The sequence below is a fragment of the Pseudoalteromonas sp. P1-25 genome, from assembly GCF_001401805.1.
In the GTDB taxonomy this organism is placed as follows: domain Bacteria; phylum Pseudomonadota; class Gammaproteobacteria; order Enterobacterales; family Alteromonadaceae; genus Pseudoalteromonas.
The window spans coordinates 36334-49521 of record NZ_LKDW01000014.1; the positions used below are offsets into that span (position 1 = coordinate 36334).

Genomic DNA, 13188 nt, shown 5'->3' on the forward strand with positions numbered 1-13188 from the left:
AATTTTGCTACCGATGCTCAAGCTATTATCATTCTAACATTCGTATTAATGCCAATTTGCTTAATTAAGTGAACCATTTTGAAGCGTTTAGAACGTATTGGTAGCTGGCCAAAAATTCTAATCATTTGTGATAAAAGAGAATTAATAACGCATATAGCGACATGTTTAGCCCCATAAAATGATTACGTATTATTGCGCATGGGTATAAGTTGTCAGCTAATTGATGCGTATAGCCTAAAGAAAATATAAAAAACCCAGTACATATTTGCACTGGGTTTTGCGTTAAATACATAATCTATACAAAATTATTTTTGTAATTTTATTCCTTTGTAATAGGTTTCCAGCGATTTAATTTTCGTTTGATTTGGCAAATCTGCAAAGTCGCTTTCTGTAAACTTAGTACCACGTAGTTGCACATTTAAACGTGCAGCTTGCGGGTTTAACATAGTTTGTTTGTAATACTGCTTAATATCTTCAAGCGTTACTTTTTCGACTTCATCAATTAGTTTTTGTTTGGAGTCAAAATTAAAGTTTTCGCGGTACCAATCTGTAATGAGAGGCCCCATCTCATCGCTTAAGTTTTTAGGTTGCTCTTTGAGAGATACAAGCGTAGCGTTTTTAAGTTGGGTAAAGGTATCTAAACTCATATTATCAAGCTCTACCGCGTACTCTTTTTTGAATTGATCAAAACGTGCCTGAATTTCTTTTGGCCCTTTAACCGGCGTTTGTATGAACAAGCCGATTGCCGAGTAATCCTCTATTGGGCGAGCCAACGCACCTACAGCATATGCAAGTTGCTCTTCGGTACGCATTTTGTCAAACGCAACCGTTCTAAAGTGACTTTGTAGTACTGCAGCTTGTGCTTTTTGTTTATAGCCGGCTATTGGGTGTACGCTCATATCTACAACAGCTACATCAGCTACATCAATATCTTTTTGAAGTACCCATGTTTCGCCAGGCTGCGGTAACCATGCTTTACTGCGCGCAAACTCACTCGATGTATGATTGCTTGGTAAAGTGGCACTTAATTCATTGGCTATCGATTCTATATCTTGTTGGTTGTAATTACCGTAGCTAAATACACGTAAATCGTTGGTGGCAAACGTGGCTGTTTTTAGCTTGTTTAAATCGGCAACGCTTAACGCTTCTGCCGCTTTTATCAGTGCCTCTGTATCAAAGCTGCCTGTGCGGGTAAGTTTAGAGTAAGCGCCAAATGCCTGTGCATACGGAAATTGCTTTTGCTGATTTAACAAGCCACGTTTGTAGCGATCAATTGCTTGGTTAAATGCTTGTGCTGTTACCTCGGCTTTTAACCCGCTTAGCGCTTGTTTTAAAAGTACATCTTGCTTATCGGTAAAGCCACTCATTGATAAAACTAAACCATTACTTGGCGCAAGGTTTACGCTCATGCCGGCAATGGCGGCTTCGGTGCTTAATTGGCTTTGTTGCATGTTATATAAGTCAGCCCATACTGCGTATAGTACTTCAGCCTTAATATCGTTTAAGCCAGGTTGAGTATTAATATATACCTCAACCAGCCCCTTGGGCTGGGCTGCAAATTTTTGGCTTGCTTGGCGCCATACTTTTACGCCGTTTTTGTCGTAAGCCAATTCAGGGTGTTCTTGCTCTTTAAACTTGGCTGTTTTAATGGCAAAGCTTTCTGGTAGTAAGTTATTTACACTGGGTAAAGCAAGCTTAAACTCGCTTGATGTTTTCCAACTGGCAATTTCGGCATCGCTAATATCTTCAATACGGTATTTACCGTCATAAAAATGCAGTTGCGAGTCGGTTTCTTCTTGTTGCGAAATATACCATACGCGCAGCGTATCGGGATTTAATTGTTTAAGTACTGCGTTTATCGCCTCTGCGTCAAATTTGGCATAATAATAAGGCGCATCAATGGCATGATTTAATGGATAATCTTGCATGCTGCCAGTAAGCGCGCTGACATAACTAAACTCATCGCCTTTTTCTAAAAACTTAAATTGATTGCTAAGCGATGTACGAATTTCGTTAAAGTACTTAGCGTCTACACCTTCTTTTTTAATCAGTTCAATGTATTGCATAATAGTTGCGACAATTGTTTCGCGGTTTTTCATGCCTTCATCGGTTAATTCTAGCGAAATAGTCAGCGCGCCGTAATTGCCATACTGACTAGGCGACGGTGACGCGGTTAATTGCGATACCCAGCCTTTGTCACGCAGTAATTGTGCAGGGCTACCTGGCATTTCATTACTCAATAAATAAGTAACATAACGATTAGGTTTAACCGCAAAGTCGCTGCTATTGTTATTAATAGTAAACTCAAGTTGCAGCTGTTTTACATCTTCATTTGGTGAATAGTACACTTTTTTGCCACCGGCTTTATCAAAATCAAGCTCTGCGGTAACAGATGGTTTTTCAATGTGTTTATTTTCAATATCGGCAAAATAAGTTCTCGCTTTTTGCTCCATTTGCTCAATTGGCAAGTTAGAGATAAGCGCCACTTTCATAATGTTAGATGAATAGTATTTATTGTAAAAATCGACTGTTTCTTTGTGTAATTTGCTACCTTCTTTGTCTCCTAACGTTTCTAGATTACCAATTAAAAAGCGGTTAGCTGGGTGATCCCCCATCATTTTACGGGCGAGTTTAAATTGGCCAAAAAAGTCCATTTCTCGGCGCATAGACCACTCGGCATTCACAGCGTTTTTTTCTTTATCTGCATACTCTGGGTAAAGCTTAGGGGCTTTAAAAAAGTCAGCAAAACGGTCTAGCGCTTCATCAAAAGCGTCGTTATTAATTTTAAACATGTAGTTGGTAATATCCAGCCAAGTATACGCATTATTTACCCCGCCATTTTTAGTCATAAAGTCGGAGTAGCCTTTGGTATCTGGGTAGCGCTCTGTGCCTAAAAAAAGCATATGCTCTAAGTAATGTGCCATACCTTGCTGCATCATAGGGTCGTGCAGTAAACCTACACCTACACTTAACGATGCAGCTGATTTTTCAGCGCTTGGATCAGAGACTAAAATAACTTCTATTTCGTTTTCAAGCTTTAGGGTTTTATATTCACGCGTGTCATTTGGGCTTACAACTAATGTGTCTGAGAGTAAGGTGCTCTGCGAAGAACTAGCAACCGGTGAGGTAGATGATGTATTTGTACAGCCACTTAAAACTGCTAAAGCGATGGCGCTAAAACCAAGAATTTTTTTCATTTTGTTTTTCCATTAAAATTGCGCTTAGGATGCGCTAAAAACAACATAACAGGACTAAATTAACACTAACAATTAAGGGTTTACCACAAAATAATACTAATTTATGTAACACATTGTGAAAAACACCTGCATACTTAAAGTCAGTAAAATAATAACGAAGGAAATAGGATGGAAAAAATAATAATACTCGCCATGTTTGCACAAGTAACGTTATCGCTAATTGTAATGTTAATTATGGGCAAACGACGCTTTGCGGCTGCAAAAAACAAACAATTACAGTTGAATGATTTTAAAACCATGCGCCTTGATAACGCAGGCGATACCGTACGCGTAGCCGATAGAAACTTTACTAATCAGTTTGAAATACCTGTGCTTTTTTATATCGGTTGTATTGTTGCACTGCAACTTAACAGCGCCAGCTATTTAATAACTGCGCTTGCGTGCTTATTTGTTATTTCGCGTGTTGTGCATACGGTTATTCATATTGGCAGTAATAATGTAAGAATGCGCTTTAATGTTTTTTTACTTGGCTGCGCCAGCGTGTTTGCTTTATGGCTTGCGATTGTTTGGCGAATTTTAGCATTTTAGCAAAAGCGGCTTTATTAGCCGCTTTTTATTTATTGTTTAATGCATTGTTAGGGCCTGTTTATCTTTCGAGGTTAAATTTGCAGCAGTCTGTTTGGTAATTAGGCAAAGCAGAGCCTATGTAGTGTGGTTGCTCCCCATAAATAGGCGATAACGTAGCATAAATGCCAAACAGGCGCTGCCCGAAAGGGTTCTGCCTAGGGGGCATTTACTCTTTGTTGCTCGGTTTTTACTTAGCCCACTAGGTTACAAACCTCGCGCCGCGATTAAACGCCCCTAGATTGAACAAACTTTAATCCTGAAAGGTCAACAGGCCCTAATATTTGGCGCGATTTAAGCGTGTACCCACTCCAAGCAGTGCAATTAAGCAAAAGCCAACCCCCATACTCCCACCCGAGCTACTTACCGAACCAGCCTCAGAGGGTGAATCCTCTTGGCTTATTAATGTATTAGCTATTGGGTTTAAGCCGGCAGATGAAAGCGGGTCGTCATCTAATACCACCACACTATTAATAGTTACAAAGTTAGCGCTGCTCAGAGCGACATCGCTACTTGAGCATTGCTCACTGGTTATATCAACTAACGGAATATCACCACAGTGTACCAACCCTGCAATACTATCGAGCGTCGCTTGGCCTTGCGCTGTAATTTGTCCAAATACTGTAAAACCGCCATTTTGAGTATCAAGCGCTTCGCTATTATCAACCATATTAAAGAACCACTGGCTCGTTGCGCTGTTTTCATCGTTGGCTAATTTAGCCATCGCGATTGTGCCCTTCACATTAGATAAAACAGGCTCATTAACAACAGCAGGTTTAGTAGTTATTGGCACTAATTCGTCGGTAAATGTAAAGCCACCGCCTTGTATTACAAAGTCGCTGGCTGAGCGGTGTATAACAGTTTGGTTATATGCGTCATCTTCAATATAACTTAAAAAGTTAGCAACCGTATTGGGGGCTTGTTGATCAAACAAGTTAATTTGTATTACACCGTGCGAGGTTTGCATTTCAACAATTGTGGCTTGGCTAGTAAAGCACGAAAACGCAAGTAGCGAGCCAATCAAGCACTTTTTCATTATGAGTCCTTTTGTTATTGTTATTTAAAGTAAGTGTTAATACTAAACAACACTATACGCCATGCTAGAGCATTAATGGAGCGCAACTACAAATAGCACCGCTTTAGTTACATTTCATTACATATTATTTTAAATAACACTCACTTTATTTGCTTAATAAAAAGTTATTAATAATTTAATATTACTTTTATTAGCTGCAAATAAAAAAGGATAAAATAAGTACGTTATTTATCGTAAAATTAGTTTAAACTAACCGTCTAATAAATTAAGCACAGCATAATAAACGGGTATTTCATGCGTATAATTATTTTATTTTCAGTTATTTTATCTGTCATAGGTTGTACAAGCGCGCCTTTAAACACGGCCCCTTCCCCACAGTATATTACTGTATTACATACTAACGATAATCATGGGCGCTTTTGGCATAACGAAAAAGGCGAGTACGGTATGGCAGCGCGTAAAACGCTAATTGACGCTTTACGCAACAAAGCACAACAGCAAGGCCATGCAGTTCTACTGCTATCAGGGGGTGATATAAACACCGGTATACCTGAGTCAGACTTGCAGCATGCTGAGCCTGATTTTAAGGGTATGTCATTACTGGGATACGATGCTATGGCTATTGGTAACCATGAATTTGACAACCCGCTTAGCGTTTTAGCTAAGCAGCAACAATGGGCTAACTTTCCATTACTGTCTGCAAATATTTTTGATAAAGCAACCGGAGAAAACGCTTTTCAAGCTTATCAAATTTTCGAAAAAAATGGCTTAAAAATCGCGGTTATTGGGCTTACTACCACAGACACAGCTAAAATAGCTAACCCTCAATATATTGGGCATTTAGAATTTAAAGACCCTGCTGAGGTCACCGCATCCCTTGCTAAAAAAATTAAGGCGCAATATAACCCCGATATTATGATTGCAGTGACACACATGGGCCATTATGTAGATGCAAACTTTGGTATTAATGCGCCAGGTGATGTGACGCTTGCGCGCTCTCTACCTACAAATACTTTAGATATGATTATTGGCGGTCATTCGCAAGAGCCTGTTTGTATGGCTGGAAAAAATAAAAATGACGACAATTTTAAACCTGGACTTGCATGTAAGCCTGATCAGCAAAACGGCACATGGATTATGCAAGCGCATGAATGGGGTAAATATGTAGGTAAAGCAGAGTTCAAACTAGAAAATGGTACGCTGACCTTACTAGATTACAAATTAATGCCAGTTAATTTATATGTAGATGAAGTTCAAGCCGATGGGTCAAGTAAACAAGTATTAGCAAATCAATACATTGAGCCTGATCCTACTTTAAAAGCTTTTTTGGCTACGTACCAAGCCAAAGGCGCAAAACAAATTGCTGGAAAAATTGGCAGTGTTGATGCGCGCTTAGAGGGCGATAGAAACAAAGTACGTTACCAACAAACCAACTTAGCACGCGTGATAATTCAAGCACAAATGAATGTAGTCGGTGCCGATTTCGGCCTTATTAGTGGTGGCGGGATCAGAAGTTCAATTGAAGCCGGTGATATTAGCTATAAAGATATTTTAAAAGTGCACCCGTTTAAAAATCGCATTACCTATATGGACTGGCAAGGAAATGATCTATGGGATTACTTAGAGACAGTCACTGGCTTCCCTGTTGATGCGGGGGCCTATTTGCAATATCACAAATTGGCATTCACTCGTAAAAATGGCAAATTAGTCAGTGTATTTATTAACGGTAAACCGCTTGATAAAAATAAAACCTATCGAATGAGTTTGAATAGTTATAACGCATCAGGTGGTGATGGTTACCCCGCAATAAATAAACTTAAAGGCTTTGTGAGCACAGACGAAACCGATGCACAGGCACTTAAAACGTTTATCATGCAACATAGCCCACTTAAAGCTGCGGAGTTTGCACCTAAATAAAAAAGTTTTTAAAAAGGAAAGTAGCTGGCTACTTTCCTTTTATTTCGATATTTCCCTTTGCAATATTTATTAACGCATAGCTATGTAATCGAGACCTCGAACCTTCGCCATAGGCTTTAGGCGGATAGTAAATATCTTTCATATCAGGGTGCTCTGATAATACCTCATCTAAAGCTGCACGTATCTCGCTTAATGTTTTTTCTAAACTGCTATTAAAATTTGGGCGCTTGCGTATAGTGTGCCCAAGCTCAATCAACCTGTAAAAGTACTTATTAGCCAACTCTATAAGCTCATCTGGCACATATTTATTTTGATTTAGCACAACATCACGGTTATCTCTGCAAAACTCTATCAAGGCTAAATAAAAGCATAGCGGCTTGTTTGCTAAACACACCGTATTTTCTGGAAAGTAATTATTGCTGAGCGTTTTAGTGTTTAAATCAATAATCAGTACAAGCTCTTTAGGCGTGCTTACCTCTGTATTGGCGTTTTGTGGCGTACCTTTTACCTCAGCAGGCATTTCCGTAATAGATTTTAACCATTTACTGAATAAAACACTCAAGACTAAGAATAACAAACAAATCAAAAACCGAGTTTCTGACCAAAATTGTGCGTTTTTCTCGAATACTAAAGAGACATGCGTGGTACTCGACTTAAGTGTTCTTACAAATTGATTTGGTTTTAAAACTAAAGGCTTTGCAGACTTTGGCACAATTTTAACTAAACGTAAGTTGTTGCCTAAATAATCGTTAAGCTTTATTAAATAGTCTTGCACTGCATGCTGATTACCCGAGTGCTTTAAAAGAGCGTTAGAAAGCGCAATTAACGGCAAGTCTAGGGCTACTTGTTTTTCCGTTTCGATAACCTGGTGTTTAATGACGTGATTCTGCTCGCTAATGACAGAGACATAGAATACAAAGCAATTAATAAAAAAAACAGCACAGCCAAAAACAACATATTTATACTTATCCATTTTTAATGCTCTCATCTTTTGCTGTTACGTGTTCTGAGGTGCAATCCCAGTATGATTGTGCTTCTTTGTAATAGCTTAATGTTTGTTCTTTAGACATATCAAGAATATGACGCTGCACAGCGCATAATAGGTCAGTATTATTTTGCTGCATTTTTAAATACCAACGTGAACCTGAAATTTTGTTACTTAAGGGCGTTATATAATTTTTTGAAAAACGCTCGGCGTCACTCTCTTTCCAAAAAGATGCAATAATATCTACCTGCCCATTAGCTAATAAATCACGAAGCTCGCTGTGTGAACTTGCATAAGTAATGTCTAAGTTGCCTTGGTTTATATTTAAATCTTTAAACACCTTTTTGGGTAATATATGGCCAGAGCGGCTTGTAGGGTAATCCAACAAGCCTATGCGCTTATCTAAAAAGTACTGTTTTGTTAAGCGAGGTTTTTCCTTTGAAGAAATAAAGTACGCTGTATAATCAGAAAAGCCCACAACGGCTTGGTAGTTGTAGGTAAGCTCAGCATTAAAAGCGTTCATTATATTATTTTTTGCAAGTACCAGATCCGCTATCCCTTTACCCACAAAGTCAAAGCTTTCAGTTGTGCTATCGCCCCAATAACCTTTAACAGAACCATATTGCTTAGTTACTACTGAATCAACGCAAAGCGACTCAGTAAGTCGCTCTGCAACACTTTGCGAGGGCGTAAATACAATGAGCTGATTTTTGTTCTCACTTGCCGTGGTATAACATTGTGTTGACGTTTTTATTAATTCTGGAAAAGTAATTTCGTCACTGTTTACGCTTACATTTCCTACAGACCACGCAGCAACCATAACCAGAAACAAAAGTGTAACAAACGACAGTTTATGTAACATGACCTCTATAAACCCCACCAATAAGGTGTACCTAACAATGCAAAGGCTATATTTGAACAATATTTCTTACTTATTACAATAGGTAATTTTACCCATATATCATAACTAGCTGAAATTAAAGGGTTATGAATAAGAAATAATGAATACTCTTGACTCCTTCCTATATTAAGTAAAAACAATCACAATGCTCATACCAGCTATATAGGTGAATAAAAATAAATGCAGAAAACATTAATGCGCATTAAAATTGCTACTCTCGTAGCAACAACGTTAATAATTAGTGCTGTTTTTACAACAAGTAAATCGTATGCATGGGGCCAAAATGGCCACCGTATCGTTGGTTATATTGCTGAGCAACACTTAACCAACCAAGCCGTTCATAATTTAGCACCACTTTTGGAAGGTCAATCATTAGCTAAAATAGCGACTTGGGCTGATGAAATGCGATCTAACCCTGAGCTATTTTGGCGTAAAAAATCTTCTCGCTGGCATTACATAAATCTTCCCAAAAATAAAACGCTTTCCCTAAATCACGCACACACACACAGCAAAGATGATGTTACAAACATTCTAGAAGGTATCTACTTCTCTATTAATACACTCCAGTCATCGACTACTTCACTTCAAGAAAAACAGTTTGCTTTAAAGTTTTTAGTTCACTTGGTTGGCGACAGCCATCAACCATTTCATGCTGGGCGAAGTGAAGATAGAGGCGGCAATTTAATTAAGGTCGATTTTTTTGATAACGAGACCAATTTGCATAGCCTTTGGGACACTGGATTAATAGAAAATGAGAATCTAGCTTATACTGAATACGCTAAATTTATAGATACAAACGATACATCACTCATTAAAACCTACTTGCAGAGTAGCCCTACTACGTGGCTTATGGAGTCTCACAAACTGGCTGAAGAAATTTATAACTCAACCGATGACGAAGTGAGCTATAGTTATGTTTTCAAATACAATCCTCTTGTTAAGCAGCGTTTACAAAAAGCAGGCATTAGACTTGCGGGTGTATTAAACTATTTATTTGATTCATCAGAAGATAATAAAAACTTAAAAATAACGATAAAATAACAATCAACCTATAAATAAAAACCTACACACGGGAATTAATTTATGTTTATACACGGTTTAGAGTATAGCTAAAATAATAAAGCTGAAAATGCATTGATTACAAAGTGTAATTAACTATAGAGGGAGTTATATAAGTTACATTTCATAATACTGTCATATAATGTCGGTAACATAACAATAAGTAATTAATCCATATTTAGTTAAGTATACAAGTATAAATTGTGCAAATTAATTTTGCATATTACAAGAGTATACCCTTAGTGAAAAACGCTGGGGTTATACGACTTAAAATAACAATTTAATTATAACTTTCACGGGAAATGAAAATGAAGACTAAACTTCAAAAAACAGCACTCTCACTTGCTATCGCTGCATGTGTTAGTGTAAGTGGCGCTGCATTCGCCAACGAAACCACCTCTGCGATTAAAGGGCAAATTACTGGTCCAAATGGTAACCCTGCTCCAGGTACTAAAATAACAATTTTACACGTACCGTCTGGTTCAGTTAAAACAACTGAAGCGAATGATGCGGGTTACTTTACTGCTAAAGGCCTTCGTGTTGGTGGTCCGTACAAGGTAATTGTTGATTCTGATGTCTATGCTGACCAAGAATTCAATAACATTATCCTTAATATCGGTAACGATTACCCAGTAAATGCTTCACTTGAGCCACAATCAAGCATGGAGCAAATTGTTGTTACTGGCGCGCCTATCAGCTCTATGTCTGGTGGAACTGGTCCAGCATCTACATTTACATTAACTGATCTTGAAAACACGCCTGCTATTAACCGTGATTTAAAAGATATCATTCGTATTGACCCGCGTATCACAATTGACGATAGCCGTGGTTCAATTAACTGTGGTGGTGGTAACCCTCGTTACAACAGCTTAACGCTTGATGGCGTTCGTATGAACGATAACTTTGGTTTAAGCTCTAACGGTTACCCAACTATTCGTGCACCTTTCTCTTTTGATTCAATTGAACAGGTTTCAGCTGAGCTAGCACCATTTGACGTACAGTACGGTGGCTTTACTTCGTGTAACATCAATGCGGTAACTAAGTCAGGTGGAAATGAAGTTCACGGTGGCATCTTCTATGATTACACAAGCGATTCATTAAAAGGCGATAAAATCGAAGGCGAAGACGTTGATAACGGTAACTACACCGAAAAACGTTACGGCTTTAACGTTGGTTTACCGTTAATCGAAGATAAACTGTTTTTATTCACTTCATACGAAAAGCTTGAAGGTGTACAACAGTTTAACTACGACGGTTTAAGCAGCGGCAGTGTAACTGCAGATGATATTGCTCGTATTACAAACATTGCTCAAACTGTATATGGCTATGACGTAGGCGGTATGCCTTCAAGTATGCCTGTTGAAGATGAAAAAATCTTAGTTAAATTAGATTGGAACATCAACGAAGATCACCGTGCAAACTTAATCTACAACTACAACGACGGTAATACAGTTTCACAGTCAGACACTGGTTCTAGCCGTGTTTCACTATCAAACCACTTTTACGACCAAAGTGCAGAATTTACTTCAATCATTGCTTCAGTATACTCAGATTGGTCAGATGATTTTTCAACTGAAGTTCGTATTGGTAAATCAGAACTAGATGCAACGGTACAATCACTTGATGCTGCAAGCAGCTTTGGTGAAATGCAAATAAGCACAGGTAACGGTGGTACAGTTTACATTGGCCCAGATGACTCTCGTCAATCAAATGATCTAGATTACGATACCACTACATTTAAAGTAGCGGGTACTTACTACCTTGACCAACATACCATTACAGCTGGCTATGAGTTTGAAGAGTTAGAAGTATTTAACTTATTCGTACAGCATACTGAAGGCGAGTACCGTTTCTATAACGAAAGAGATTCAGACGTAACGGGTATTGATTTATTTGAGCAAGGTATCGCAAACGCTGTTTACTACAACAATGCTGCCGGTACTAATGATCCTAACGATGCGGCTGCAAGTTTCTCATACGCTCAGCATACGTTTTATGTTCAAGACGAATACGCATTTACAGACTTAGATGCAAACATCACGTTTGGTTTACGCTACGATAAATACACAAGTGATGACGTACCAAACTTTAACCAAAACTATACTGACCGCTATGGTTTTAGTAACCAAAGCACGTTTGATGGTATTGATTTACTTCAACCACGTGTTGGCTTCCAGTGGTATGCAACAGACGAGTTAGAAGTTCGTGCTGGTGTTGGCTTATTCTCTGGTGGTAACCCAAATGTGTGGTTATCTAACTCTTACTCTAACGATGGTATTACAAACATCGGTACATTCCGCAGCTCGGTTGATTTATTCAACACGCCAAACGTAAATGGCGGCACGCCTGGTTTTGAAGTACCGCAAGAGATGTTTGATGAAGTTGCTAACACTGTAATTGGCTCAGGTGATGCTACAGTAAATGCAGTTGACCCAGACTTTGAAATCCCTTCTGAGTGGAAATACTCAATCGGTGCAACATACACAACTGAAAACGAGTATGTAATTTCACTTGATTACTTATACTCTAAGAAGAAAGATGCTGCCTTAATGCGCGACATCGCACTTCAGGATTCGGGCGAAACTACATTTGATGGTCGTCCTATTTACGAGTCAATCGAAGGCCGTGATGGTGAATACCTTCTTACAAATGTAAGTGGTGATAGCGGTGATTCATCGGTTATTTCATTAGCTGTAAGCAAAATGTTTGACAATGGCGTAAGCGTTAACTTTGGTTACGCGTACACAGATTCAGACGATGTTAACCCAATGACAAGCTCTGTTGCGGGCTCAAACTACGGTAATATTGCGCTAACGGATCCTGGTAACCCTGGTGTTGCATCATCAGATTACGAAATCCCACATCGTTTTACTATGACGCTTGGCTACACGCATGAGTTTGTTGATGGTTTTGCTACTCGCTTTAACCTATACGGTGAAGCATACAAAGGCTTACCATACAGCTACACATTTGATGGGAGCGACGAAAATGTATGGGGCGATGCTAACTGGAATGGCGATCGTCAATTACTTTACGTACCACTTGAAAACGATCCTAACGTTGTTTACGACATGAGCGCTGATGAAATTAACGCGTTTAACGACTTTATCGCGTCTAACGGTTTAGAGCGCGGTGAAATCACTGGCCGTAATGCTGAAAACTCAGATTGGTTTGTTAAATTTAACTTTAAAGTTACTCAAGAATTACCAGGCTTTATGGATGGCCATAAAGGTGAAGCGTTCTTCGTAATTGATAACTTAACTAACCTATTAAACGATGATTGGGGCGTACTTAAAAAAGGTCCTTTCGTTGGCGCTAGCATGATTTCAACATCAATTGATGAGCAAGGCCGTTACGTATACTCTGGCTTTAACGAAAACAATGCAAATACATCAGTACAAACTGATGCGTCTTTATGGCAAATGCGTGTAGGTGTACGTTACACCTTCTAATCTCATTAGTATAAAGA

8 protein-coding genes are annotated in these 13188 nt (G+C 38.7%); 4 read left to right on the top strand and 4 right to left on the bottom strand.

From position 1 onward, the window contains the following. Positions 1 to 305: 305 nt before the first annotated feature. Positions 306 to 3197, bottom strand: coding sequence for an insulinase family protein (locus AN393_RS10520; RefSeq protein ID WP_055018011.1), 2892 nt, complete (start codon positions 3195 to 3197; stop codon positions 306 to 308). A gap of 168 nt (positions 3198 to 3365) precedes the next feature. Between AN393_RS10520 and AN393_RS10525 the strand changes: the two genes are divergently transcribed. Continuing rightward, positions 3366 to 3785, top strand: coding sequence for an MAPEG family protein (locus AN393_RS10525; RefSeq protein WP_055018012.1), 420 nt, complete (start codon positions 3366 to 3368; stop codon positions 3783 to 3785). A gap of 313 nt (positions 3786 to 4098) precedes the next feature. Here the strand turns inward: AN393_RS10525 and AN393_RS10530 are convergent, their stop codons facing one another. Then, positions 4099 to 4857 (bottom strand): peptidylprolyl isomerase, encoded by a 759-nt coding sequence (locus AN393_RS10530; protein WP_055013793.1) that lies wholly within the window; start codon positions 4855 to 4857, stop codon positions 4099 to 4101. A gap of 294 nt (positions 4858 to 5151) precedes the next feature. Here AN393_RS10530 and ushA point away from each other — a divergent pair, with 294 nt between their 5' ends. After that, positions 5152 to 6774: a bifunctional UDP-sugar hydrolase/5'-nucleotidase UshA gene (gene ushA / locus AN393_RS10535; RefSeq protein ID WP_055018013.1), complete on the top strand. Its 1623-nt coding sequence runs from the start codon at positions 5152 to 5154 to the stop codon at positions 6772 to 6774. 28 nt (positions 6775 to 6802) lie between these two features. On the opposite strand, the gene AN393_RS10540 is transcribed toward ushA, so the two are convergent. Continuing rightward, on the bottom strand, positions 6803 to 7747 hold the full coding sequence (locus tag AN393_RS10540) for a hypothetical protein (protein ID WP_055013795.1): 945 nt from the start codon (positions 7745 to 7747) through the stop codon (positions 6803 to 6805). Next, entirely contained in the window at positions 7740 to 8621 is an 882-nt protein-coding gene (locus AN393_RS10545; RefSeq protein ID WP_055013796.1) for a hypothetical protein, read from the bottom strand. Before AN393_RS10545 ends, AN393_RS10540 begins: the two co-directional genes overlap by 8 nt. Positions 8622 to 8855: 234 nt before the next feature. Between AN393_RS10545 and AN393_RS10550 the strand changes: the two genes are divergently transcribed. Next, positions 8856 to 9701: a S1/P1 nuclease gene (locus AN393_RS10550; protein ID WP_055013858.1), complete on the top strand. Its 846-nt coding sequence runs from the start codon at positions 8856 to 8858 to the stop codon at positions 9699 to 9701. Positions 9702 to 10027: 326 nt separating this feature from the next. After that, positions 10028 to 13171 (top strand): TonB-dependent receptor, encoded by a 3144-nt coding sequence (locus AN393_RS10555; RefSeq protein ID WP_055013797.1) that lies wholly within the window; start codon positions 10028 to 10030, stop codon positions 13169 to 13171. The last annotated feature ends 17 nt before the right edge of the window (positions 13172 to 13188 follow it).

Excerpts from the sequence above, each read along its gene's own strand:
- AN393_RS10545 (WP_055013796.1), bottom strand. The coding sequence starts at position 8,621 with ATGTTACATAAACTGTCGTTTGTTACACTTTTGTTTCTGGTTATGGTT.
- AN393_RS10525 (WP_055018012.1), top strand. The coding sequence starts at position 3,366 with ATGGAAAAAATAATAATACTCGCCATGTTTGCACAAGTAACGTTATCG.
- AN393_RS10540 (WP_055013795.1), bottom strand. The coding sequence starts at position 7,747 with ATGGATAAGTATAAATATGTTGTTTTTGGCTGTGCTGTTTTTTTTATT.
- AN393_RS10555 (WP_055013797.1), top strand. The coding sequence starts at position 10,028 with ATGAAGACTAAACTTCAAAAAACAGCACTCTCACTTGCTATCGCTGCA.
- AN393_RS10530 (WP_055013793.1), bottom strand. The coding sequence starts at position 4,857 with ATGAAAAAGTGCTTGATTGGCTCGCTACTTGCGTTTTCGTGCTTTACT.
- AN393_RS10550 (WP_055013858.1), top strand. The coding sequence starts at position 8,856 with ATGCGCATTAAAATTGCTACTCTCGTAGCAACAACGTTAATAATTAGT.
- ushA (WP_055018013.1), top strand. The coding sequence starts at position 5,152 with ATGCGTATAATTATTTTATTTTCAGTTATTTTATCTGTCATAGGTTGT.
- AN393_RS10520 (WP_055018011.1), bottom strand. The coding sequence starts at position 3,197 with ATGAAAAAAATTCTTGGTTTTAGCGCCATCGCTTTAGCAGTTTTAAGT.